General features: G+C 62.4%; 18 protein-coding genes. 10 read left to right on the top strand and 8 right to left on the bottom strand.

Features of this window, described 5'->3' with window-relative positions; all coding sequences use genetic code 11:
• Nucleotide 1 precedes the first annotated feature (1 nt).
• The 3 genes from LB543_RS02815 to LB543_RS02805 form a co-directional block, all read right to left on the bottom strand.
• The gene (locus tag LB543_RS02815; RefSeq protein WP_224612978.1) at nucleotides 2-886 is read right to left on the bottom strand and encodes an SH3 domain-containing protein; all 885 of its coding nucleotides are present in this window, start codon (nucleotides 884-886) and stop codon (nucleotides 2-4) included.
• A 386-nt stretch (nucleotides 887-1272) separates the two neighbouring features.
• The gene (locus LB543_RS02810) at nucleotides 1273-2559 is read right to left on the bottom strand and encodes an NAD(P)/FAD-dependent oxidoreductase (RefSeq protein WP_224612977.1); all 1287 of its coding nucleotides are present in this window, start codon (nucleotides 2557-2559) and stop codon (nucleotides 1273-1275) included.
• 6 nt (nucleotides 2560-2565) lie between these two features.
• Nucleotides 2566-4002, bottom strand: a complete 1437-nt coding sequence (locus LB543_RS02805; RefSeq protein WP_181183054.1) for a glutamine synthetase family protein — start codon at nucleotides 4000-4002, stop codon at nucleotides 2566-2568.
• Between the two features lie 148 nt (nucleotides 4003-4150).
• Here LB543_RS02805 and LB543_RS02800 point away from each other — a divergent pair, with 148 nt between their 5' ends.
• Nucleotides 4151-4867 (top strand): HAD family hydrolase, encoded by a 717-nt coding sequence (locus LB543_RS02800; RefSeq protein WP_224612976.1) that lies wholly within the window; start codon nucleotides 4151-4153, stop codon nucleotides 4865-4867.
• Nucleotides 4868-4939: 72 nt separating this feature from the next.
• Here LB543_RS02800 and LB543_RS02795 read toward each other — a convergent pair whose 3' ends face one another.
• From LB543_RS02795 to aceA, 3 genes are all read right to left on the bottom strand, one after another.
• Nucleotides 4940-5344, bottom strand: coding sequence for a response regulator (locus LB543_RS02795; protein ID WP_224612975.1), 405 nt, complete (start codon nucleotides 5342-5344; stop codon nucleotides 4940-4942).
• Between the two features lie 278 nt (nucleotides 5345-5622).
• Entirely contained in the window at nucleotides 5623-5865 is a 243-nt protein-coding gene (locus LB543_RS02790) for a hypothetical protein (protein WP_006202762.1), read from the bottom strand.
• Between the two features lie 62 nt (nucleotides 5866-5927).
• The gene (gene aceA / locus LB543_RS02785) at nucleotides 5928-7217 is read right to left on the bottom strand and encodes an isocitrate lyase (RefSeq protein WP_140758943.1); all 1290 of its coding nucleotides are present in this window, start codon (nucleotides 7215-7217) and stop codon (nucleotides 5928-5930) included.
• 237 nt (nucleotides 7218-7454) lie between these two features.
• On the opposite strand from aceA, the gene LB543_RS02780 reads away from it, so the two are divergent.
• From LB543_RS02780 to LB543_RS02750, 7 genes are all read left to right on the top strand, one after another.
• Nucleotides 7455-8903 carry a short-chain fatty acyl-CoA regulator family protein gene (locus tag LB543_RS02780; protein ID WP_224612974.1) on the top strand — a complete coding sequence of 483 codons (1449 nt, stop codon included), beginning with the start codon at nucleotides 7455-7457 and terminating at the stop codon, nucleotides 8901-8903.
• A 151-nt stretch (nucleotides 8904-9054) separates the two neighbouring features.
• The gene (locus LB543_RS02775) at nucleotides 9055-9954 is read left to right on the top strand and encodes a DUF2167 domain-containing protein (protein WP_224612973.1); all 900 of its coding nucleotides are present in this window, start codon (nucleotides 9055-9057) and stop codon (nucleotides 9952-9954) included.
• Between the two features lie 141 nt (nucleotides 9955-10095).
• The gene (locus LB543_RS02770; RefSeq protein ID WP_224612972.1) at nucleotides 10096-11067 is read left to right on the top strand and encodes a DMT family transporter; all 972 of its coding nucleotides are present in this window, start codon (nucleotides 10096-10098) and stop codon (nucleotides 11065-11067) included.
• A gap of 328 nt (nucleotides 11068-11395) precedes the next feature.
• Nucleotides 11396-12493, top strand: coding sequence for a polyamine ABC transporter substrate-binding protein (locus LB543_RS02765; protein WP_224612971.1), 1098 nt, complete (start codon nucleotides 11396-11398; stop codon nucleotides 12491-12493).
• A 75-nt stretch (nucleotides 12494-12568) separates the two neighbouring features.
• Complete coding sequence (locus LB543_RS02760; protein ID WP_224612970.1) at nucleotides 12569-13711, top strand: ABC transporter ATP-binding protein; 1143 nt, start codon at nucleotides 12569-12571, stop codon at nucleotides 13709-13711.
• A 9-nt stretch (nucleotides 13712-13720) separates the two neighbouring features.
• Nucleotides 13721-14689: an ABC transporter permease subunit gene (locus LB543_RS02755; protein WP_140758949.1), complete on the top strand. Its 969-nt coding sequence runs from the start codon at nucleotides 13721-13723 to the stop codon at nucleotides 14687-14689.
• Entirely contained in the window at nucleotides 14686-15504 is an 819-nt protein-coding gene (locus tag LB543_RS02750; protein ID WP_015316315.1) for an ABC transporter permease, read from the top strand. The genes LB543_RS02755 and LB543_RS02750 overlap by 4 nt, the downstream gene beginning before the upstream one ends.
• 127 nt (nucleotides 15505-15631) lie before the next feature.
• Here LB543_RS02750 and LB543_RS02745 read toward each other — a convergent pair whose 3' ends face one another.
• Nucleotides 15632-17485: an AsmA-like C-terminal region-containing protein gene (locus tag LB543_RS02745; protein WP_224612969.1), complete on the bottom strand. Its 1854-nt coding sequence runs from the start codon at nucleotides 17483-17485 to the stop codon at nucleotides 15632-15634.
• Between the two features lie 204 nt (nucleotides 17486-17689).
• Between LB543_RS02745 and LB543_RS02740 the strand changes: the two genes are divergently transcribed.
• Nucleotides 17690-19648, top strand: a complete 1959-nt coding sequence (locus LB543_RS02740) for an acetoacetate--CoA ligase (protein WP_224612968.1) — start codon at nucleotides 17690-17692, stop codon at nucleotides 19646-19648.
• Between the two features lie 247 nt (nucleotides 19649-19895).
• Here the strand turns inward: LB543_RS02740 and LB543_RS02735 are convergent, their stop codons facing one another.
• On the bottom strand, nucleotides 19896-23903 hold the full coding sequence (locus LB543_RS02735; protein ID WP_224612967.1) for a PAS domain S-box protein: 4008 nt from the start codon (nucleotides 23901-23903) through the stop codon (nucleotides 19896-19898).
• Nucleotides 23904-24151: 248 nt separating this feature from the next.
• On the opposite strand from LB543_RS02735, the gene LB543_RS02730 reads away from it, so the two are divergent.
• Nucleotides 24152-24610 (top strand): phasin, encoded by a 459-nt coding sequence (locus LB543_RS02730; protein WP_140758954.1) that lies wholly within the window; start codon nucleotides 24152-24154, stop codon nucleotides 24608-24610.
• The last annotated feature ends 335 nt before the right edge of the window (nucleotides 24611-24945 follow it).

The raw sequence follows: 24945 nt of genomic DNA, 5'->3' as shown, positions 1-24945 counted from the left end.
ATTACGCGCCGGGCTTGACGTAGCTCTTGTACACCCAGCCGTGCTTGCCGTTGTAGACGATCTCGCACCACTTCTTGCAGCCTATCAGTTGCACTGAAGTCCGGGCAGGCACCGTGCCGATGGGGGTAGCGCCCTTCTTCGGAGCACTGCGCATGGTCACAGTCCTGAGAATATGGCCGCTGCCCGCCGCTGCCACCTTGCGCGGCTTCGCTTTGGCGGCGTTATCCTCGCCTTGTGCATTCGCGGGTTTTTGTTCCGGTGCTTGTGGCTGCGTCTCCGGAATGGCTGCGGTCTGCGCGCCATCGGGATTGCTGCTGTTCGCAGGCGGGCTCGGCGCGGCAACCTTGGCAAGCTCGTCGGTGGCATCTGTATTGGTAGACGATTGGGCGAATGCCGCCGCTGTTTTATCAGGCGCCGGCTCCGGCTGCTTGGCTACCTGGCCTGGGGGAGCCGTTTGATCGGGATCAGTTGCCGCGGCACCAGTCTTGGGCTGTGTCCCGGTCCAGCGGGGATCATTGGCCGCAAGCGCTTGTATATTAACCGCCGCCGCTGCCATGGCCGGTGAGACCTGGCTGGACTTGCGCTCCGCCCGCGGCGTCACGGCCGCCGCAGTCACCGTCGTCCCCGAGGGGGGAACTTTCGTCGTCTTCACCGGAATGGCTGGAATGCTCTGCGCGGGGCTGGCGGCCGCTTGCCTCTCGCTGGTCGGCAATGCCAGCCAGAGTGCCACGGCGGCAACGCCGAGCAGTGCGGCGGTGCCGACCGCGGCAATGACCAGGTGCGAGTTCGAACGGACTCCCTGCCAGAATGACGGGCGCATGTCATAGCCGAACTGCATGGCAAAGCGCCGACGTTCCGGAGCACCGAAACTGAAGGGCTCTCTCACTCTTGCCACCTCCATAAGCGGGCCGGTGTTCTTTCGATCAGATATCGCAAATCATGCGTTCGATCAGCATCGGTCCAAAAACGCGGACAGGCCCGCAACAATCCCCGAACAATCGCCCAGATGCGGACCTTTCGCCCGCGATTGTGGCATCAGTACGCCATTACCAAGGATTCTGCGCCTTTGCCGGCAATTCCGCAATGTGTCGCCCGGGCAACAAATGTTACATGGATATTACAATATTACATTAGATCGTGATCGCATGGGATAACGGCCATCCAATCTCTGCCTAAAGCACGTCGCCTCGAAACGGACTTATACAACGCACTTTTAGATCTTGTTTTGATGCAGGTCGTTCTTCCCCGAGCAGGTCACTTTTGCACGACGCATTAGATCCTGTCCCGCAGCGCGAACCAGTTGAGCGCGAGGAAAAGCAGCGGCGCGCGGAACCGGCGGCCGCCAGGAAATGGCGGAATTTTCAGCCCCTCGATCAGCTTCAGCCGGTCGCGGTTGCCGGCGACGGTTTCGGCATAGAGTTTGCCGAAGAAGTTGGACAGCATGACGCCGTGACCCGAATAGCCGCCGGCCGAGATCACATTCGGCATCACTTCGCGCACGAACGGCTTTCTCGGCACAGTGATGCCGACATAACCGCCCCAGCCATGGGTGATCTCGACATCGCTCAGTGCCGGATAGAGTTCCGCGATCTGGCGGCGAATGTGGATGTGGATATCCTTCGGATCGTTGACGCCATAGACCTCGCGTCCACCGAACAGCAGCCGGCCATCCCTGGATTTGCGGAAATAGCGCACGACGAAACGGGAATCGTCGACCGATTCGCCCCCCGGCAGCACTTTCGAATCAGACCCCAGCGGCACGGTCGCGCCGATGAAGGATCCGATCGGCATTATGTGCGCGGCACTGACCGGCTCGAGCGTACCGCCATAGGCATTGACCGCGATCAGGCATTTCTGCGCCGAGATCGTCCCTCTCGGTGTGGAAACCCTGACCTTGCCCCCGACGGAAATGATGCCGGTCGATGGCGTCCCTTCGAACAGGTGCGCGCCGGCCTGTGCCGCCACCCGCGCAGTGCCGATCACCAGTTTCATCGGATGGATGTGGCCGGTGCCGGTGTCGCGCGTGCCGCCGAAATAGGCGCTCGAGCCCAGCCGCTCCGCCGTCTCCTTCGCATCCATGAATGAGATGTGCGGGTAGGAAAAGCGATTGGCCATGATCTCGGCATGCGCCTTGTAATCATCGACATAGCGCGGCTTGTGCGCGACCGAAAGCTGGCCTGGCATGTAGTCGATATCGATCTGATTGACGGCCGCGAAGTCAAGCAGGTGGGCTTTGGCCTCCTCCGCGAGATCGAACAGTGCCTTGGCGCGGGAAAGGCCATATTCGGCCTCCAGATCCTCGGCCCAGGCGCGCTGCCCGGTGCCGAGCTGGCCGCCATTGCGCCCGGAAGCGCCATCGCCGAAGCGATGCGCCTCGATCAGCACCACGTCCGCTCCAGCCTTGGCCAGATAAACCGCCGCCGACAGGCCGGTAAACCCACCGCCGATGATGACGACATCGCAGGTCCGGCCGCCGTCGAGCGCCGGATATTCAGGCCGTGGTCCAGCCGTGTCCTCATACCAGGAGCGGCCGGGCGAGATCGGGGATTGATAGTTCATGACTGGTCAGACGTTGAGCAGCAGATATTCCCGCTCCCACGGACTGATCACTTCCATGAACGTCTCGAATTCCGCACGCTTGATCGCGGCATAGGTGGCGGCGAAGGACTTGCCCAGCAGTGCGCCGAGTTCCTCGTCGCCTTCGAACAGGTCGACGGCTTCGAGCAGGCTGCGGGGCAGGTCGATCTCGTCCGCGTTGGCGGTCGTCAGCACTGGCGGTTCGGCCTTGATCTTCCTGGTGATGCCGATCAGCCCGCAGGCGAGGGAGGCCGCCAGCGCCAGGTAGGGATTGGCGTCGGAGGACGGAATGCGGTTCTCGACGCGCCGCGCCGCAGGGTCGGAACGCGGCACCCGGAACGCCGTGGTGCGGTTGTCGTAGCCCCATTTGTTGTTGACGGGAGCCGATGCCGCCTGCGTCAGCCGCCGGTAGGAGTTGACGTAGGGCGCGAACATCACCAACGCGTTCGGCACGTGCTTCTGCATGCCGCCGATGAAATGGAAGAAAGCCTCGGTTTCGGAACCATCCTCGGCCGAAAAGATGTTCCTGCCCGTCTTTTTGTCGACGATCGACTGGTGGATATGCATGGCCGAGCCCGGTTGGCCCTGGATCGGCTTGGCCATGAAGGTCGCGTAGATCTCGTGCTTGAGTGCCGCCTCGCGGATGGTGCGCTTGAACATGAATACCTGGTCGGCAAGTTCGATCGGGTCGCCATGGCGCAGATTGATCTCGAGCTGGCCGGCACCCTCTTCGTGGATGAGCGTGTCGATCTCCAGCCCCTGGCTTTCGGAGAAATGGTAGATGTCGTCGATCAGTTCGTCGAACTCGTTGACGCCAGCGATCGAATAGCCGGCGCCGCCGCCGATCGCGCGCCCCGAGCGGCCGACGGGCGGGGTCAATGGATAGTCCGGGTCCGGATTCTTGCGCACGAGATAGAACTCGATCTCGGGCGCCACGACCGGCTTCAGCCCAAGCTTGTCATAGGCCGCCAGCACTCGCTTCAGCACATTGCGCGGCGTGAACTCGACCGAGCGGCCGTCCTGGTGGACGAGGTCGCAGATGACGGCGGCCGTCGGGTCTTCTTCCCAGGGCACCACGGTCAATGTCGACAGGTCCGGCATCAACTTGAGGTCGCCGTCGTCTTCCGGGTAGTGAAAGCCGTTGCCGTCCTCCGGATAGCCGCCGGAAATCGTCGTCATGAAGACGGCCGAGGGCAGTGCCAGCGAGGTGTTGGAGGTGAATTTCTTCGACGGCATCATCTTGCCGCGCGCCACGCCGGCCTGATCTGGCGTGATGCATTCGATATCCTCGATGCCGCGCCATTCCAGCCAATCGCTGACTTCCTTCCAGTTCTTCACACCCCGCAGGTTTTTCACAAAGGCAGGCGTGCGCGCCCGTCCTCCGCGGCTCGACGGACGGACTTCCTTTTTTGCAGGCGGCATCATTCACCAGATTGGGTTGCGGATTTCGGAGTATAGCCGTGCCGCGCGATGGAAGGGAAGGGGAGCCACCGCCGGCATTTACCGAGGCAGGTTGAAAACCGCCTGCCGGTTGGCTTAGTTTTGGTGTCTTCCTGTCCTCGAGAAGCCGGCGATGCGGACCAGCAGCGAACTGACCACGATCGGCTTCGATGCCGACGACACGCTTTGGCAGAACGAACAATTCTTCCGCATGACGGAAAGGCGCTTTGCCGCAATGCTGGCCGATCATGGCGAGGAGCAGCAGATCTCGGCGCGGCTGTTGGAGGCCGAGCGGCGCAACCTTGCGATCTATGGCTTCGGCATCAAGGGATTTACGCTCTCGATGATCGAAACGGCGATCGAGGTCACCGATGGGCGCGTGCCGGCCTCGGTCATAGCGGAGATTCTCGACGCCGGTCGCCAGATGCTGGGCCATCCGATCGAGCCCTTGCCGCATGCACGCGAGACGGTCGAGAAACTCGCCGGCACCTTCCGCCTCGTGCTGATCACCAAGGGCGATCTGTTCGATCAGGAGCGCAAGCTCGCCGGCTCCGGGCTGGGCGACCTGTTCGACGCTGTCGAGATCGTCAGCGACAAGACTGCCGCGACCTATGCGCGCCTCTTCAACCGCCATGGCGACGGCCCGGCAAGGAGCATGATGGTTGGCAATTCGCTGAAGTCGGACGTGGTGCCCGCCATCGAGGCAGGCGGCTGGGGCGTCCATGTGCCGCACGAACTGACCTGGGTGCTCGAACATGTCGAGGCGCCGGTCGCAGAGCCGCGTTTCCGCCAGATATCCGATCTCGGTCAATTGCCGGAACTGATAGAAGGCATCGCGAAGTCGGGCTGATCGCGGCTTTGATTATTTGCCTTTTGCATAATTCCGGACGGAAAACCGCTACACGACTTTCCCGGAATTGCCTCAGCGGCTGATCAGACGATCGATCACCGGTTGCAACCGTTCGGGCGTTATCGGCTTGGCCACCACCACGTCGACGACATTCGCCAGGCCAAGGCTCTCCGGCGTGCCATTCTTGGTTGAAAGCAGGATCACGGGAGGAAGCGATTTGCCTGAAGCCCGGCGCAACGTTTCGATGCCGGGCATCAGATTGTCGCAGTCCTTGTTGTCGGGACCGCCGTCGAGGACAATTGCTCCCGGCACCAGCGTCCGCAAGGTTTTCGCCGCGATATCAGGCGATTCCGAGATTGGTCTGAGCCCGGACCGCTCGACGATCTTCGATACGACGACCCGGTTGATCGGCGATTTCCCGACAACAAGCACCCGCGAGAGATCGCGGATCGTCTCCGTGCTTGAATCCCGAGTCATCAGATTCACATGTTTTGCGGTCTCACCATCGCGATTCACTGGGCACCCAAGTCGGCCAAGAAGTTCGCCCCTATTTCAATGCAGAGTTGAATCTGGGCGACAATTGGCGTGAGATCGGACCCTATGTCAAGTTGAAATAAAAGAACCTGCTGTCGCCCTCCACAACAGTGGATTCAAGCAACAGTACTGTACTGCTCTGTCCATCGTTCGGTTGCGTAAAAATAAAATTCACCTGCGCATACATTGCGCAGGTGAAGGGCCGCTTGGACGATTTCCGATCAGCCATGGCTCTGCTGCGTGACGATCACCGGTATCAGCAGATCGCCCCAATTGCCGTCGCCGCCATGGTGCCTTGCAGAGCGCACGAGCTCCACCGAGACGCCCGCCTCGACCGCCTTCATCACCGACTGGTTCAGCCTGTGCAGATCGTTGGCCAGCATGCGGATCGTCGCCTGCTGGTCGACGCTCATCGTGGTCGATTGCTCTTCCGCCCGTTCCTTGACACGGCTTATCGATGCCATTGGTCTTCTCCTATGTCCTTGCCCTCTCGGGCGTTTCCTCTGTTGGTCGTTTTTTGGCGAGCTCACTCCGCTGCCGGCTTGAACTGCGCGTGCTCGGTCGATTCATGCATGGCGGTGGTCGACGACCGGCCCCCGGTGATCGCCATCGAGACGGCATCGAAATAGCCGGTGCCGACCTCACGCTGGTGCTTGGTCGCGGTATAGCCATTGGCCTCCGCCGCGAATTCCGCTTCCTGCAACTCGGAATAGGCCGCCATCTGCCGCGCCTTGTAGCCGCGGGCGAGTTCGAACATGCCGTAGTTGAGCTGGTGGAAGCCGGCCAGCGTAATGAACTGGAACTTGTAGCCCATGGCGCCCAGTTCCCGCTGGAACTTGGCGATCGTCGCGTCGTCGAGATTCTTCTTCCAGTTGAATGACGGCGAGCAATTATAGGCGAGCAGCTTGCCCGGATGGTGCCTGCGCACCCCCTCGGCGAATTTCTTGGCCTGGGCCAGGTCGGGCTTCGAGGTCTCGCACCAGATCAGGTCGGCGTGGGGCGCATAGGCAATGGCCCGCGCGATGCAAGGCTCGATGCCGTTCCTGACCTGATAGAAGCCTTCCACCGTACGGCCGGCATCATAGTCGACGAAGGGCTGGTCGCGCTCATCGATATCGGAAGTGAGCAGCTTTGCCGCTTCCGCGTCGGTCCGTGCCACGACCAGGGTGGGCGTGCCCATCACGTCGGCCGCGAGCCGCGCCGCGTTGAGGTTGCGGATGTGCGCCGCGGTCGGGATCAGCACCTTGCCGCCGAGATGGCCGCACTTCTTCTCCGACGCCAGCTGGTCCTCATAGTGGACGCCGGCGGCACCCGCCTCGATGAACGCCTTCATGATCTCGAAGGCGTTGAGCGGGCCGCCGAAGCCGGCTTCCGCATCGGCAACGATCGGCGCGAACCAGGTCTCGACGGAAAGCCCCTTGCCTTCGGAGGTCTCGATCTGGTCGGCGCGCTGCAGCGTGCGGTTGATGCGCTTGACCAGTTCGGGCGCCGCATTGGCCGGATAGAGCGACTGGTCCGGATACATCGCCGAGGCGGTGTTCGCGTCGGCGGCAACCTGCCAGCCCGACAGATAGATCGCCTTCAGCCCCGCACGCACCTGCTGCATCGCCTGGTTGCCGGACATGGCGCCCAATGCATTGACGAAGTCCTCTTCGTGGATGAGCTTCCACAGCCGGTTGGCACCCATTTCGGCAAGGCTCTGTCTGATCTGCACGGAACCGCGCAGCCGCTTCACGTCCTCCGGCGAATAGGGGCGTTCAATGCCGTCAAAGCGGCCTTCAGGCGCCGAGGGGACAAGGTTGTAAAAATCAGTCATTGGTCGCTCCGAAGGGTTTCTGCGCGATGTCCGTGCGCCAGTTGTCGGGGGTACTTCTATGTGACTGAATTTACATTGCGCCGCAAAATGAGCCAGGAAAATCAGGAAATCCCACCTGATATAAGGGAAAATCTGTATTGTGTTTGACAGGGAGGCATTGTAAATTTGTCAATCCTGTAAAGGCAAGCAAGCCGGGATCGCGACTGATTTCATGTAATTTCCTGTCAAGGATAGTCGATGGCTGACCAGAAGATTTTCGCCGGGCCGCGCATTCGCCGCATCCGCAACGCCAAGGGCCTGACCCAGACGGCGATGGCCGAGGGGCTCGGCATCTCGCCCTCCTACCTCAACCTGATCGAGCGCAACCAGCGGCCGCTGACGGTGCAGCTGATCCTGAGGTTGGCCTCCGTCTACAAGGTCGATCCGCATGAGCTTCAGGGCGAGGCGAGGGGGTCGGTCGCTGGCCTGAAGGAGGTGTTCACCGATCCGCTGCTGGTCGGCGAGCTGCCGGGGGACCAGGAACTGATCGTGCTTGCCGAGGCGGCGCCCAATGCCTCCGCGGCGGTGATAAAACTGTTCCGCGCCTATCGCGAGCAGGCCGAGCGGCTGTCCGACATCAACGAGCTTCTGGCGCGCGAGGGCCGTGCGACCGCGCTCTCCGGCGCCCGGCTGCCGATCGACGAGGTGCACGAGATTTTCGAGCGGCGGCCGAACCATTTTTCCTCGCTCGAGGAAGAGGCCGAGGCGTTCACGTCGGTGCTCGATCCCGGCGACGACGTGTTTGGCACCTTGAAGGCATGGCTGAGGCGCGAATACGGCATCGTGGTCAAGGTTCTGCCGGTCGCCACCATGCCGAACTGGCGCCGCCGCTACGACCGTCACTCGCAGCGCCTGTTCCTGTCCGAGCGCCTGTCGCCATTCGACCAGTTGCGTGAAGTCGCGATGGAGGCCTGCCTGATCCGCATGACGGTCGCGGTCGCCGGCGAGATCCAGGCGCTAAGGCTGGCCACGGACGAGGCGCGCCGCCTTGCCCGCTTCGAACTCGGCCGCTATGCCGCCCATGCGCTGATGATGCCTTACCAGCCCTTTCACGCGGCGGCCGTTCGCTCACGCTATGACATCGACGTCCTGCGCTCGCGCTTTGGCGTCTCCTTCGAGCAGGCGGCAAACCGCCTGACCATGCTGCAGCGGCCAGGTGCTTCTGGCGTGCCCTTCTTCATGCTCGAGGTCGACAATGCCGGAAATCGCTTTCGCAAGGCCGGCAGCCAGGGCTTTCCGCAAAGCCGATTTGGCGGCGGCTGTCCCAAGCTTCCCGTGCATGTCGCCTTCACCCAACCCGGCCAGATCTTCGTCGAGGCGGTGGAAATGCCCGACGGCGCCGAGTTCCTGTGCATCGCCCGCACGCTGGAAGGACCGCAAGGCGCATTCTCCGAACGCCCGCGCCGCACGGCACTGCTGCTTGGCTGCGACATCGGTTTTCGCGACGACATCGTCTATGGCGCGGCCCTGCCCGGCACGGCAGTCGGCCCGAAGGTAGGGGCGGTCACCATCGCGGCGACGCCCATCGGACCGGCCTGCCGGCTTTGCGAGCGTGTCGGCTGCCTGGCGCGCGCAGAGCCGCCGGTGACCCGACCGCTCGGCCTCGACGAGATGGTGACCGGCCTGAGTGCGTTCGATTTTCAGTAAGGTCGGCGCCGGTGGAGAGCATGGTGGGGCAGGTTCTTCTTTGGTTGTGCAAACAACAAGCCTTCACGCGCCCAACATTGCGAGCAACAATATTGATTGAGCATTGGTAGTAAGATATCAAACCTCTAGCTGCGGATCGGCGGGGGTATTGATGGGCAGGACGGTTCTTTGGGTTGGTCTGGGCCTTGCCCTGGCGATCTCGCCCGCATTTGCGGAGAAATCCTCGGGATTCTTCAAGTCCTATGAAGCTTACAATGATGCCGGCAAGGCGTTCTTGGATAAGATTGATCCGAAGATCGGCGCGGTGGACCTTGCCGAAGGTGTGCATCTCAATCTCGGAGATAAGTTCTACTTTCTGAGCAAGAAAGATACCGTCTCGGTCCTGACCGAGGCTTGGGGCAATCCACCCACTTCGGCTTCCGATGCCGTCGGCATGATCTTTCCAGCCAAATACGATCCCCTCTCGGACGGCAATTGGGGGATAGAACTGCGATGGGAAAAGATAGGCCATGTCGATGATGGCGATGCCGCATCAATCGATTATGGCGATCTGCTGCGCAGCATGCAGGCGGACACCTTGTCAGGCAATGACCAAAGGGTGAAGGACGGCTTTCCGCCCATTACGCTCATTGGTTGGGCTTCACCGCCGGTCTATGATGCGGCAAACAAGCGTTTGCACTGGGCCAAGGAATTGCAATTCGGAAACGATAGTGTTCACACGCTCAACTACGACGTCCGTTTTCTCGGCAGGGAAGGCGTTTTTGTAATGAGCTATATCGCCACGGTGGAGCAGTTGCCGGAGATAAGGCAGAGCCTGGATGAAGTCCTTGGCCTTGCCGTCTTCAATGACGGAAAAAAGTACACGGATTTCACACCGGGCGCCGATACGGTTGCGGCAGTCGGCATCGGCGGCCTGATAGCGGGAAAATTGGCGGCAAAGGCAGGTCTTATTGCTGTGGCGCTCATTGCGCTGAAAAAATTCGGCCTGATCCTGCTGGTCCCTTTGGCGGGTCTCTGGCGCCTCATTCGCGGCAAGAAAAACACTTCCTGAGGTTTGTCAAAGCCTTGTAGTGCGCCAAACGGAGCGCCGCACTGGATCATCCCCGGTCTGCGCCTTTGCGTTACGTGAACAGAGTAGTTTTTTGTCGTCCCTTGCGCATCGTCCCGTCCACAAAAGCTCGACAGTCGCGCCATGACAGACACAGCATCATCTCCAACCCTCGTTGCGTCGACCGGCCTTGCTACCTCGACAGTCTCGCCGCGCGAGGAACGCGTCGGCATGCTTCTGGTATTCCTGTCGGCGCTGATGTGGAGTTTCGGCGGCACCATCGCCCGCTTCATAAGCGTCGGTGACAGCTGGACGGTTATTTTCTGGCGCTCCGTTTGGGCTGCCGCCTTCCTGCTCTGCTTCATGGTCTGGCGTGACGGCTGGCGCGGCATGGTGAAGTCATTCCGGGACATGGGCCTGCCAGGCATTGCGGTGGGATTCTGCTTCGCCATCGCGTCGACCTCGTTCGTCGTGGCGCTTGCCTACACCACCGTCGCCAACATCCTCTTGATGCAGGCCGGCGTGCCGCTCCTGGCGGCCTTGTTTGCCTGGGCGCTGTTTCGCGAACGGGTAACCGTCGCAACCTGGATGGCGATTGCCGCCGTCATCGCCGGCGTCGCCATCATGGTCTCTGAATCTCTTGACGGTGCCGTCTCGCCCATAGGCGATGGACTGGCGCTGCTGATCGCGTTCATGTTCTCGACCGCCACCGTCATCACCCGGCGCTTCTCCAGCGTGCGCATGACGCCGGCGACCTGTCTGGGCACGATCCTGGCGGCGGGCTTCGCTGCCTCGCAGGCCTCGACCTTCATGGTGTCGGCCGGCGACATGGGCTTTCTCTTCGTCTTCGGCGTGGTCAATCTAGGCCTTGGCCTCGCGTTCTTCGCCACCGGCGCGCGCCTGATCCCGGCGGCGATCGCGGCACTGCTCGGCACGTTCGAGCCGATCCTGGGGCCGATATGGGTCTGGCTCATCCATTCCGAGGTGCCGTCCGGGCGCACCATCATCGGCGGCGCGGTGGTGGTCACGGCGCTGCTTGTCCATATTGGGCTCGAATTCAAGCGCCAGGCGCGACCGCAGCGGGCGGGGGTCACCGGAGTACCTTCGCCTAATTGATGCCGGCGCCGAAGCTTTGCCCATTGACAACGTCGCTGCCGCCCGGGCAGGCTGGGAACACGGCAACAACAAGACAGGCTTATCTTGCCAAGTCTCCCCGGCGGCTCGATCGAGACCGGACCACATTCTTGTATCTCTCTCCGCGCGGCGGCGAAAGCTTCTGACGGCACCGCAATTCCTTCCCGCCCCGAACGACCGGGTGGCGGCAGGCGGCGTGCCGGATGGTGCTTGTCGATCCCTGGAAAGCCCAATAGTCTGAAGCAAATGCCCGGCCGCGCGAGCATGTCGCGACGCGCCGGCGATGGAACACTCACCAAAGGAGAATAGCATGATCCGCAAAGCGCTCTGGCTTTCGGCAACCTCGGTATTTCTGGCGCTTTTGACACCCGCTGGTCACGCCGCGGACCGCGTCGTCAACGTCTTCAACTGGTCTGACTATATCGACAGTTCGATCATCGATGACTTCACCAAGAAGACTGGCATCAAGGTCGTCTACGACACCTTCGATTCCAACGAAATCCTCGAAACCAAACTGCTCGCCGGCGGCAGTGGTTACGACGTCGTCGTGCCGAGCGGCAATTTCCTCGCCCGCCAGATCCAGGCCGGTGTGTTCCAGAAGCTCGACAAGTCGAAGCTGCCGAACCTCTCCAACATGTGGGATACGGTTACGGAGCGCACCGCCAAATACGACCCCGGCAACGAATACTCGGTCAATTACATGTGGGGAACGGTCGGCATCGGCTACAACACCAAGAAAGTGCAGGCAGCGCTCGGCACCGACAAGATCGACAGCTGGGATACCTTCTTCAACCCGGACAGCCTGGCCAAATTGAAGGATTGCGGCGTCTATGTGCTGGATTCTCCCTCAGACATCCTGCCGGCGGCCCTGAAATATCTCGGTCTGGACCCCAACAGCACCTCGCCGGACGATATCGCCAAGGCCGAGGAAGCTCTTCTCAAGATCCGCCCCTACATCAGGAAATTCCACTCGTCCGAATACATCAACGCACTTGCCAATGGCGATATCTGCCTGGCGGTCGGCTGGTCGGGTGACGTGTTCCAGGCTCGCAACCGGGCGGTCGAAGCCAAGCAAGGCGTGGAGATCGGTTATTCCGTGCCGAAGGAAGGCGCGCAGATGTGGTTCGATCAGATGGCGATCCCCGCCGATGCGCCGCATGTCGCCGAGGCGCTCGAATTCATCAACTACATGATGACGCCGGAAGTGATTGCGAAATCGTCGAACTATGTCCTTTATGCCAACGGCAACAAGGCATCGCAGCAGTTCGTCGACAAGGCGCTGCTCGACGATCCGTCCGTCTATCCGGACGCCGCGACCTTGCAGAAGCTCTATACCACCCAGCCTTACGACCCCAAGACGCAGCGCATCATCACGCGCAGCTGGACCAAGATCGTCACCGGCCAGTAGGCAATCCGACGCGACCCCGGCAGCCAACTGCCGGGGTCGATTTCTGTTGGGGAACGAAAAAGTACGGAGTGGGATATGAAATCGCTTGGCAGCATCCGCAGGGACTTCGCGCCATGGAACGACCCGAACGCCAAGCCCTATATCCAGTTCGACAACGTCACCAAGAAGTTCGGTGACTTCACCGCCGTCAACAATCTGTCGCTGACCATTTTCGAGCGTGAATTCTTCGCCCTGCTTGGTGCCTCGGGTTGCGGAAAGTCGACTCTGCTCAGGATGCTTGCCGGCTTCGAGGAGCCAACGGCCGGCCGCATCCTGCTCGATGGCCAGGATCTGCGCGGCATTCCGCCCTATCGCCGGCCGGTCAACATGATGTTCCAGTCCTATGCCTTGTTCCCGCATATGACGGTCGAGAACAACATCGCCTTTGGCCTCAAGCAGGAAGGGATGCCGAAGCCCGATATCGAAAAGCGCGTCGCCGAAATGCTGAAACTGGTCAAGCTCGAGCAGTTCGCCAAGCGCAAGCCGCACCAGCTCTCCGGCGGCCAGCGCCAGCGCGTCGCGCTTGCCCGCTCGGTCGCCAAGCGACCGAAGGTGCTTCTGCTTGACGAGCCGCTCGGCGCGCTCGACAAGAAGCTGCGCGAGGAAACCCAGTTCGAACTGATGGATCTGCAGCAGGAGCTTGGTCTCACCTTCGTCGTCGTCACCCATGACCAGGAAGAGGCGATGACGATGGCCGATCGCATCGCCATCATGGACAAGGGCGAGGTCATGCAGGTTGCGACGCCGCCGGAAGTCTACGAAGCCCCGACGTCGCGCTTCGTTGCCCATTTCGTCGGCAACGTGAACATGTTCGAGGGCAAGGTTGCCGAGCGGACCGACAAGACAACTCGCATCACCGGCGCGACCGGAGCCCAGATCGTCGTCGAAAATGGTGGCGCGAACGCAAAGGCCGATGCCAATATCGTCTTCGCCATCAGGCCGGAGAAGATCAGGGTCTCGTCGAAGAAGCCGGCCGACGCCGTCAACGCGCTGGAGGGCGAGGTTTACGACATCGCCTATCTCGGCGACATGACGGTCTATCACGTCAGGCTGGACGATGGGCAGATCGTGCGGGCAAGCGCCATGAACGCGGCCCGTGTGACCGCGGATCCGCTGACCTGGAACGACCGTGCCTGGGTGTCCTTCCGGCCCGACGCCGGCGTCGTGCTGGTGCGGTAAGGGGCGGTCATGTCCAATATCGCCGTCGCCGATGCCGCCGCGCCATCGACTGCCGCCAATCCGTTCCTGACGCGTTTGGGTGCCGGCTTCGTCAGCCGGCTCGTCATCATCGTTCCCTATCTCTGGCTGCTGTTCTTCTTTCTCGTCCCCTTCGTCATCGTCTTCAAGATCTCGCTGTCACAGACGGCTATCGCCATGCCGCCCTACACGCCGGTGCTCGATCTCAGGGACGGCGTTTCCGGCTTCTTCGCCGGCTTTCGCGACCTCAACTTCGACAATTATGTATGGCTGACGCAGGACGCTCTCTATTTCAAGGCGTACCTCACCAGCGTCGTCATCGCTGCCACTTCCACGGTGCTGACCTTGCTGGTTGGCTATCCCATCGCCTATGGCATGGCCCGCGCCCCGGCCACGATCCGCCCGACATTGCTGATGCTGGTCATCCTGCCGTTCTGGACGTCGTTCCTGATCCGCGTCTATGCCTGGATCGGTATCCTGAAGCCCGAGGGCCTGCTCAACCAGTTGCTCTTGTCGCTACACATCGTCAACCAGCCGCTGGTGATCCTCAACACCTACACGGCCATCTTCATCGGCATCGTCTATTCCTACCTGCCGTTCATGGTGCTGCCGCTTTATTCGTCGCTGGAAAAGATGGACTACTCGCTGATCGAGGCGGCCAAGGATCTCGGCTGTCCGCCGACCGCTGCCTTCTGGAAGATCACCTTTCCGCTGTCCCTGCCCGGCGTCATCGCCGGCTGCCTGCTTGTGTTCATCCCGGCGGTGGGCGAATTCGTCATTCCCGACCTGCTCGGCGGCTCGCAGACGCTGATGATCGGCAAGACGCTGTGGAACGAGTTCTTCGCCAATCGTGACTGGCCGGTGTCGTCGGCCGTTGCCGTCATCCTGCTGTTGCTGCTTATCGTACCGATCGTGTTGTTCCAGCATGCCCAGGCCCGCGCGCAGGAGCAGGACAAATGAACACCACCTGGAGCCGCTTCAACATCACCTCGATCACGCTCGGTTTTGCCTTTCTCTATTTGCCGATCGTGCTGCTCGTCGTCTTCTCCTTCAACGAGTCCAAGCTCGTCACCGTCTGGGGCGGCTTTTCCACCAAATGGTACGTCTCGCTGTTCCACAACCAGGGCCTGATGGACGCCGCATGGGTGACCATCCGCGTCGGTCTGATTTCAGCGACGGTGGCCACGGTTCTCGGCACTATGGGAGCCCTGGCGCTGACCCGCTACACACGCTTCAGGGGCAGGGTCCTGTTCTCCGGCATGATCTTCGCACCATTGGTCATGCCTGATGTCATTACCGGCCTGTCGCTGCTCCTGCTGTTTGTCGCCATCGGCATGGATCGCGGCATGACGACCGTGATCCTCGCGCATATCACCTTCACGATGTGCTTTGTCGCGGTCGTCGTGCAGTCGCGGCTTGTCAGCTTCGATCGCTCGCTGGAAGAAGCCGCCATGGATCTTGGCGCGCCGCCGGTGAAGACCTTCTTCCAGATCACGCTGCCGGTCATTCTGCCGGCGATCGTGTCCGGCTGGATGCTGGCCTTCACGCTGTCACTGGACGACCTGGTCATCGCCAGCTTTGCTTCGGGTCCTGGCGCCACCACGCTGCCGATGAAGATCTACAGCCAGGTCCGTCTCGGTGTGACGCCGGAGATCAATGCCGCCTGCACCCTTCTGATCGCGATCGTCACGGTTGGCGTCATCATCGCTTCGGTCGCCAACAAGCGGCGCGAGGTGCAGCGGCAGCTTGACGAGCGCGCCGCGCAGCGCGGTTAATGCATGTCGCCCGGAAGTGTCCTCGGTTCCGGGCTAACGACATGCATAAAATCAGAAGCTTACAGCAGGTCGGGCGAATCCTATTCGCCGCGACATGCCGTAGGAGCAGCGCTTCGGGCACAAGGCCTTATTCGCCCGAAACGCCGCGGCTTATCGGTGAAATGAACGGCGTGCTCCACGTTCCGCCGACGAAAAACGACGACTGGTTGGGCCCCTGCTGGCCGCCCTTTTGCGTTGCCGGCTGATCCGACTGGATGACGCCGCCCGACAGCGCCAGTCCGCGTCCTGCGTAGGATGCGATGCCGGAAAGCCAGATCTTGTATTTCGCCGAATTGGCCTCGGCCTTGTCGAGTCTGGCCACGCCTCTCGAAATGGTTGCCTTCACTTCGGCCCCATCGATGGGCAGCGTCCCGTCCGAGACATCGTCGAGCGCAAAGAAGCCGCCTTGTTCGGTGTGCTTGAGAAAGGCCGGCAGGTTGAACTTGCTGAGCGCGCCAGGGCCGAAGGTCGCCGAGACCGAGCCGTCGGCGTTTTCAAAGATCGAATCCCAGGTCCTTCCCGGCCCCTTGAGGATGACCGAAACGGTGCCCGTGCCGACCGGCACCAGCCGGGTCATCCCGGCCGCGGTGCCGAACGCGCCGCCATCGACATCGGAGGCCAGCAGCCGGATCTCGACCTGGGTGCCCTCGGGTTTGCGGTCGAAACGAAGGCTGGTCTGGATGTTGCCGCCAAAGGCGGAGGCGTCGGAGATGTCGAAGACCGAAAGACCGTCCTTGACCTGGGCGGTGGCCGCGACATCGGCAAGCTGGATACTCCCCGCCGTGGCATGGGCCGCCGACAGCCTGAGATCGAGGTTGACCCGGTCGGCGAAACTCGTATTGACCTGACCTGGCTCGCCGCTGCTCGCCGGTCCAAGCGACGTGAAGGCGGATAGAAACGACCTGAGGTCGAGCGTGTCGAAGGCAAGTGTGCCCGAGATCACCGGCTGCGTCTCGCCAAGAGACAGGTCCAGCGCGCCCATGCCCGGGTTGTTGTCCAGCGCCAGCGCCGTGTTTTCGAATTTGACGCGTCCGGCCGACGCCGTCACCTTGCTCGAAATGCTGACCGAGCCGATCGCCGCGCTCGGCGCAATGCCGGCCTGTGACCATTCCAGCACGCGGCGCAGCGAGGGGGCCGCGAATTTCACCTGGCCGTCGAAATAGGCGTTTTCGGACATGTTGGCCGTGCCGTCGAACGAGAAGGTGGCGGGCGCTGCCTTGAAGGACAGGGTGAGCGGCGCCATGCCCCCGGCAAACAGCACCAGCGGTCTCGGCGAGGCGGCATCCACGGTCACGCTTTCGCCACGCCAGATCCCTGTCGCGGACAGCGTAGCATTGCTGTTCATCGCCGCCCATGTGGCCTGGCCGCTAAGACTGCTCAAGATCTCCACATCCTTGCCGTTGACGGACGCCACCATGCGGCCGTCCCTGAACTCCACAGTGCCGAAAGTGTCAGTCGGCAGCTTGTCCAGGTCGGGCTTGGCGGGGTCGGTCTTGACCAGGCCACGGGCCGCGTCGATGGAGCGCGCGATGCGCCCGCCGGTCGGCGCCGTGGGCAGGAACAGCCCGTCCGCCGTGCGCTGGACCCGGATCGTCGGCCTAATCAGCCGTGCCGTGGAAAACACCACATCGCCCTGCAATGCCGCCATGGCCGAGAGGTCGACCTCGACCCGTTCGGCTTCGACGACCGGCGGCGCATCGGCATCCGTCCACTTCGACAGCGTCACATCGGTCAGGATCGCGCGGAATTTCGGCCAGACCTCGATGCGCGGCGACCCCTCGATGGCCACCCGAAAGCCGCTCCAGGCGCTCAATTCCCAAGCGATGCGGTCACGCACGATCCGCGTCGAGGCGATCAGCGGCAGGGCCGCGACCACCAGGGCGATGACGATCGCGGCAACACCGATCGCCCATACTCCGCGGCGGATCAAGGATGATGGCATATAGCCCCGTATGCTTCCATTCCGATAAAAACGATCGTCCGACGGGTGTAACCCGTGTCGTCACTACGACTTAGGGCTGACGCATTTCAAGTCTTTATGGCCCGGCGATGGCATTTGCGCACACCTGGCTGAGTCGGCCCAACAAAATCTTGCTCTGCTGCGCTGCAATATGCATAAGCGATGACGACCGTGGGAGGATCGATCATGGCTGGCGAAGTACCGCTCTGGACCCCAACGCAAGACCAGATTGATGCCTCGCCCTTGACCGCCTTCATGAAGGCCGCGGCGGCGAGTACCGGCAGTCCATTCTCTTCCTACGCCGATCTTCACCGCTGGTCGGTCGAGAACCGGGAGGCGTTCTGGGATCTCGTCTGGGATTTCTGCGGTCTTGAAGGCGACAAGGGCGAACGACTGCTGCTCGATGGCGAGAAGATGCCCGGCGCCTCTTTCTTCCCGGACGCGTCGCTGAATTTCGCCGAAAACCTTCTGAAGAAAACCGGGGCCGGCGAGGCAATCGTTTTTCGTGGCGAGGACAAGGTCGAGAGGCGACTGTCGTGGAACCAACTGCATGGCCTGGTCTCGCGCCTGCAGCAGCTTTTCCTGTCGCTCGAGGTGAAGAAGGGTGACCGTATCGCGGCGATGATGCCGAACATGCCCGAAGCCGTCGCCGCCATGCTGGCCGCCGCCTCGATCGGGGCCGTCTGGTCATCCTGTTCTCCCGATTTCGGCGAGCAGGGCGTGCTCGACCGGTTCGGCCAGATCGAGCCCGTCATCTTCATCGCGCCGGACGGCTATTGGTACAATGGCAAGGCGATCGAGGTCGCCGACAAGGTCAAGGCGGTCGCGGCCAGGCTCGGCAGCGTCCGCAAGATCCTGCTCGTCGACTATCTCGGCACCTCCGCCGACGTGGCTGATACCATCGACAAGGCCGTGGCGATGGAGGAGGCGCTGTCGCCCCTCGCCGTCAAGCCCGTCACCTTCGAGCGGCTGCCGTTTTCGCATCCGCTCTACATCCTGTTTTCGTCCGGCACCACCGGCATTCCCAAATGCATCGTCCATTCGGCCGGCGGCACGCTGATCCAGCATGTCAAGGAACACCGGCTGCATGCCGGCCTCGGCGACGGCGACCGCTTCTTCTACTTCACCACCTGCGGCTGGATGATGTGGAACTGGCTGGTATCGGGTCTGGCCTCTGGCGCAACGCTGCTGCTCTACGATGGCTCTCCCTTCCACCCCGACGGCAACGTGCTGTTCGATTTCGCCGATGCCGAGAAGATGACCTTCTTCGGGACCTCGGCCAAGTTCATCGATTCCGTGCGCAAGGCCGGTCTCAAGCCGATCCGCAGCCATGATCTCTCGACGGTGCGCGCCATATCCTCCACCGGGTCGCCGCTTTCGCCCGAGGATTTCCGCTTCGTCTATGACGGGATCAAGAAAGACGTGCATCTGGCCTCGGTATCCGGCGGCACCGATATCGTTTCGTGCTTCGTGCTCGGCGTGCCGATCGAGCCGGTCTGGACCGGGGAGATCCAGGGGCCGGGCCTCGGCCTCGCCGTCGATGTCTGGGACGACGACGGCAAGCCGGTCAGGCAGGAGAAGGGGGAATTGGTTTGCACCAAGGCCTTTCCGTCCATGCCGATCGGCTTCTGGAACGATCCCGACGGCAAGAAATACCAGGCGGCCTATTTCGAGCGTTTCGACAATGTCTGGTGCCATGGCGATTTCGCCGAATGGACCGATCATGGCGGCATTATCATCCACGGTCGGTCGGACGCGACGCTCAATCCAGGCGGCGTGCGCATCGGTACGGCGGAAATCTACAACCAGGTCGAGCAGATGCCCGAAATCCTGGAGGCGCTGTGCATCGGCCAGAATTTCGACAATGACGTGCGCGTCGTGCTGTTCGTGCGGCTGGCCGCGGGTGTTCAACTGGACGAGGACCTGGAAAAACGCATCCGCGCCAAGATACGCAGCGGCGCGAGCCCCCGCCATGTGCCGGCCAGGATCGTCGCCGTTTCGGACATTCCCCGTACCAAGTCGGGCAAGATCACCGAGCTTGCGGTGCGCGATGTCGTGCATGGTCGTGCCATCAAGAACAAGGAAGCGCTCGCCAACCCGGAAGCGCTGGAGTTGTTCCGCGACCTGCCGCAACTTGCGCAGTGACCGCAACCGGCATGGTTAACGAAATATGTCGCGCGAATTTACCTAGATTTCACGAGTGGTACACATTCGTAAATTTTTTGGCGACCCGGTAAGGACTTGTTAAGGCCCGGCGTCGATAGTCGCACGTAACTTGAGGGAGAAATCCCGTTCCTCAGCCCCCGGAGGATCTGAATTCAGCTCAAGCCCCCGTTGTGACAGCAATCCCATCTCTTAAGGCGTCCTCTGGGCGCCTTTTCTTTTCGGCTTGCTATTCCGCCAGCACCCGAGTCGACGGGAACGCGACCTCCACCAGCGTGCCCTCGCCGGGTGTCGAATTGATGCTGAAGCGGGCGCGGTTGGCTTCCACCATGGCCTTGGTCAGCGGCAGGCCAAGGCCGGTGCCGTCGCCGCGCCCGCGCCTCAAGGCGTTGATCTGCTTGAATGGCTTCAGCGCCTGCTCGATCTCGGACTGGCTCATGCCGATGCCGGTGTCGCGCACCCGCATGACGACGTCGCCCGAGGTCTCGTAGGCGGTCGAGACGATCACCTGGCCGCCGGCCTGGGTGTAGCGGACGGCGTTGGACAGGATGTTGAGCGCGATCTGGCGCACGCTGCGCAGGTCGGCCACCACTTCCGGCAGCCGCGAGGCGAAGCTGGAGCGGATGATGACGCGTTCGCGGTTGGCCTGCGGCTGCATCATCGCCACGGTTTCGGCCAGCGTATCGTTGAGCGACACCGCCTCATAGGCCATTTCCTGCTGGCCGGCCTCGATCTTCGAGATATCCAGGAGATCGTTGACCAGGTCGAGCACGTGGTTGCCCGAGCGGTTGATGTCGCGCAGATAGTCGCGGTAGCGGTCATTGGCGACCGGCCCGAACTTCTCGTCGACCATCAGTTCGGAAAAGCCGATGATGGCGTTGAGCGGCGTGCGGATCTCATGGCTGATGCGGGCGAGGAAATCGGTCTTCTGCGAGGAAGCGCGTTCGGCCACGGCACGCGCCTGGGTGAGATCCTCCTCGGCCCGCTTCCACTGCGTGATATCGCGCACCACGGCGCAGAAGCCGCTGTCGTTGGGCAGCCGGCCGATGGTCATGAACAGCGGGATGAAGCGCCCCTGTGCTTCGCGGCCGATCACCTCGCGGCCATCATTCAAGACGCTCGCCACGCCAGGCTCCGACAGGCCGGTGAGATAGTCGCGCGCCGCGCGCTGGCTCTCGATGGCAAACAGCGAGGCAAACGGCTTGCCGGTCACCTCGTCGCTGTCGAAACCGAATAGCGCCTCGGCCGGGCGGCTGATCGAACGGATGGTGCCGTCGCTGCCGATCAGCACGACCCCGTCTGTGGCGGTGTCGATGATGGTGCGCATCTCGGCGATGCGTGCCTTGAGCTCGGAAATGTCGGGCTGCGTCGGCTCCTCGCCGATCGCGTGCGCCGCTGCGGGCACATCATCCTCGCCGGAACGGCGAACGACCAGCATCAGGGCCTTGCCATCGCGCCAGGGTACGGAGCGCAGGATGGCGTCGATCGGAAATTCCTGTCCGTCGCGAGTCTTCAGCCGCAGAGCCCGGTCGCTGCCGTCGGAGGCGCCGTCATCGGCATAAGGATCGGCAAACAAAGCGCCGAGGCCGCCCGCATCCTCCAGCTCCTCCAGCGTCCCGTACCCGGTCAGGTCGAGGAATTCCTCGTTGGCATAGTGCAACTGATCGCCCGAATGGATGATGAGCGGCACCGGCAGCTTGCCGAGAAGCGATGTATCCGGCGTCTTGTTTTCGTTGCCGACGGAAAAAGCCGACGGCATGAACCCTGCGGTTTTGAGTGGCGGCACTTGCAGGCGTGGTCGCTCGGCAATTGTTTCGGTCGTTTCATGCGTGCCGCCGGTTTCGCCGGTGGTCGCAGGCGCGCCTGATGCAGCCGCTTCCTCGCCGGCCCAATCCTCATTGTCCTCGGCGTCGCGAAAATCGTCGGACGTCATGCCGTCGCCATCGGCCGGCGGTGCCTTGGCAGGCCCTGCCTGCGCCGGCGCCTCGCCATCCCCGATTATCTCCTGCGCCTCGGGCGCCGGCGCCTCGTCGGTGCCGCCGGCGGCATGGGCAGGCTCGTGCTCTTTGCCGGCATAGTCGAGCAGGGAGCCCGAGGCCGACGGCTGCGGAGATTCGGAAGTCGGTGTTTGTTGTTCGACCTGATCCGGCTCCGCACCGTCGAGCCGCGCCAGATCCCTCTGATCCTCGGCATCGCCCGGGGAAGGTTCGCCCGCATCCGGCTCGTGTTCCGCATCGGGCGCTGGTATCTCATGCGCCGGGCCGGCCACCGGTTCCTGGGTCGACTCTGTTGGTTCGGCATCCGGGGTGGCGATGTCCGCCGGCGGCTTCGCATTGGTCGCCGGCTTGGTCGTGTCTTGCGGCTCCGACAAAGAGCCTGTCCCGGCATCTGGTTCCGCCTGCCTTGCCGGCTTTATTGCTTCAGCCTCCGGCGGCTCTGCCGTGGAACTTTCTTTCTTCAGACGCTCGCCGATCTCGCGGAACGCGCTGCGTTCCAGCGTCGACAGCCCCTTGTCATTGGCTGGTTGCCTGTGTTCGGCCAGCCGGATGACCTTGTCGGCGAACCGCCGCTCCGGTTTCGGTACGATGGCCAGCGCCGGCACTTCGCCCTTGAACGGATCCGATGGCTTTGGCTCTCCGGCCTCTGGTTCTTCAGGCACCGTCTCCACGGCTTCCGGTTTCGGTGCCGCCGGCCTCTCGCCATTGGGCACCAATGCCATGCCGATCGCCTCCGGATCGACGACCGCATCCCCGGTTCGCGCGACGCCGAAGCCGCGGAAGCCTTCGAAAGCGCGGCTGCGGCCATAGACAGGCAATGCCGCCAGGTCGACCGGGATCTTCAGGTCGGTGCCGACGACCGGCCACAGCACCGAGCGGCCGGACCAGGTGTCGCGCCGCTCCAGCAGGCCGGCGATCTCGCCGGACGCATCAAGGCCGAAGGTCGCCGCGACATCCCTAAAGCGTCGGCCGATCACGTCGGCGGCCGGATGGCCGACGACATCGGCGAATTCATGCGACAGCGCGCTGAACTTGCCCTCGGCGTCGGTACGCCAGACGAAACGCAGCGGTGCCGCCGAGCGGTCTATCGTCCGGGTGGCCGAAGCTGTAGTCGGGGCTGCCGGGGAGGGGACCTCGTCCTGCTTCACGCTGTCCACCGAAGCCTCGGTGCCAGCCTCGGTCGTGCTTTTGGGTTCCGGCGCGGCCGGCGCGTCGTCTTCTCCGGCATTGAAATACCAATGATCATGCTGTGCCGGCGTGCCCGCCGCCGGCTGGTCATTGTCGGCGGCGACCGGTGCCGGCGCGGTCGGCTCCTCGATCTCCCGCTTTGCCCGTTCAGGCATATCGTCAGCCACGGGCTCGGAAGGGGCGGGCTCCTGTTCGATCTCGGCAGCGGCCGGCAACCGTTCGATCGCCTCCGTCCGCGAAACATCTGTTGTCGGCTGATTGTCCTGCCGAGACCTGGATTCTGGCGCGGCGGTTTCCGCTGCCTCCGTTGTGGCGCCAGTCTCTTTGGCGGGGCCTTCCGTTGCCGCGGACGAGCCGTCCCCCGAAGCCGCCGCGGCAGATGCGCTGTCTTCGAGTTGGTCCTCGTCGATCACCACCAGCAGATGCCGCTCCGGCGTCAATCGGGCGAGGCCCGCCGGGTAGGAGGTCCTGCCGCCCGGAACGAGGCGCTTGACGATGCGCTCGCCCTCGGCCGCGACGTCGGCCACCAGGGCCGCCAGTGTCGCGGGCTGGATGCCGAGCGCCGAAAATCCTTCCGAGGCGGCCTCGACATTGCCCTTGGCATCGACGAAGGCAATGAAATGGCCGTCTTCGGTTAAGCCGCTGATCGCCCGGCCGGCGATCTCGGCGGCACTGCGCGAACCGGTCTGCGCCGCAGGCACCGCCAGCATGATGGCGTTCTCGCCGTCGGGCAGCGTCACGGCACTGGCAAGAAAGCCGACGGCGCGGCTGGTCATGCCGGTCGCCAGGCGCACCGTGATCGAGCGATCGCCGCCGATCTGCGGGAAACCGCTGGTCGCCATGATCTGACGGCGCGCGATCAGCGGCAGCCGCGTCGACGCGCCGATGATCGCTTCGATATCGGGATAGCCGAACATGGCGGCTCCAGGCCCATTGGCCCAGACCACCTGCTCGAGGTCCACCGACAGGATCGCGATCGCGTCGCCGGCGGCAAACCGCTGGCGGACCGCGTCGAGCACGGCGACGTCGAGGAAGGAATATTCGGACGGCATGCGCTTGGCGGACCCTCACGGAGCGGCGAATTTGCAGTTAACGCTTTGTTAATAAAAGCCGCAGCCACGAAGGTCCACAAGCCAGAACGTGCAAAGGCTGAATTTTGGCCGTTTGGTTAACGGCCAAAAACATTTTTTTGTGCACTGCAACAAAGATATTGCAATGCACAAAATTTGCCTTTATATTGCCATCATACATGAACGAGACGGCTTTCTGTCAAAGCCGCTGCCGCTGAAAAGGATGGAAAATGTCCAGGACCAAGACTGCCGAGACGATCGAAAACGTTGAATTCCCGAGCTTCGACGCTTCCAAGGCCACCGACCAGATGCGCGCTTTCGCCGAAAAGGGCGTTGAGCAGTCGAAGGAAGCCTACGCCAAGCTCAAGACTGGTGCCGAGGAGACCCAGAAGGCCCTGGAGTCGACCTACGAAACCGCCAAGGCTGTTTCCAGCGATCTGTCGCTCAAGACCATCACGGCGCTGCGCGCCAACGCCGAGGCCGGCTTCTCGCATCTCGAAGCCCTGATCGGCGCCAAGTCGCTGTCGGAAGTTGTCGAACTGCAGACCGCCTTCCTGCGCAAGCGCGTCGAACTGAGCGTCGAGCAGGCCAAGGACTTCCAGGCTGTTGCCTCCAAGGCGGCCGAGGATGTCTCGAAGCCGATCAAGACCGCCTTCGAAAAGGCGATCAAGGAAATCAAGGCCGCCTAATAAATGCGCATCGTCCGCGGATGCAGCAAAAGGTCGCATTTTGTCGGACAAATAGATGTGAGATAGTGACGGTCAATTGAATACCCGGCGGGTGGAACCTCCTCCCTCCACCTCCGGGGTGACCAGCCAGCACCTCCTCCCGCTGGCTCGTAACAGGAAAAGGCCGGCACCTCCTCCCGCCGGCCTTTTTCTTTGCCCGGCGATGGGTGCACCGCTGTGGGGAAGTGGCCTTTGCTTTGCAAAAGCCTTGAATTAGAATTCATAAGCCCGTAAGGACGCATCGCCGAACGACAGAGCGGATCGCGGAGAATGAACCTTCCACCTCGATCCTGCTA

Origin of the sequence: Mesorhizobium sp. ESP7-2, from assembly GCF_020164715.1 — a bacterium.
GTDB lineage: Bacteria > Pseudomonadota > Alphaproteobacteria > Rhizobiales > Rhizobiaceae > Mesorhizobium.
The sequence above is the reverse complement of the archived record's forward strand: the minus strand, read 5'-3'. Positions and strand labels throughout refer to the sequence as shown.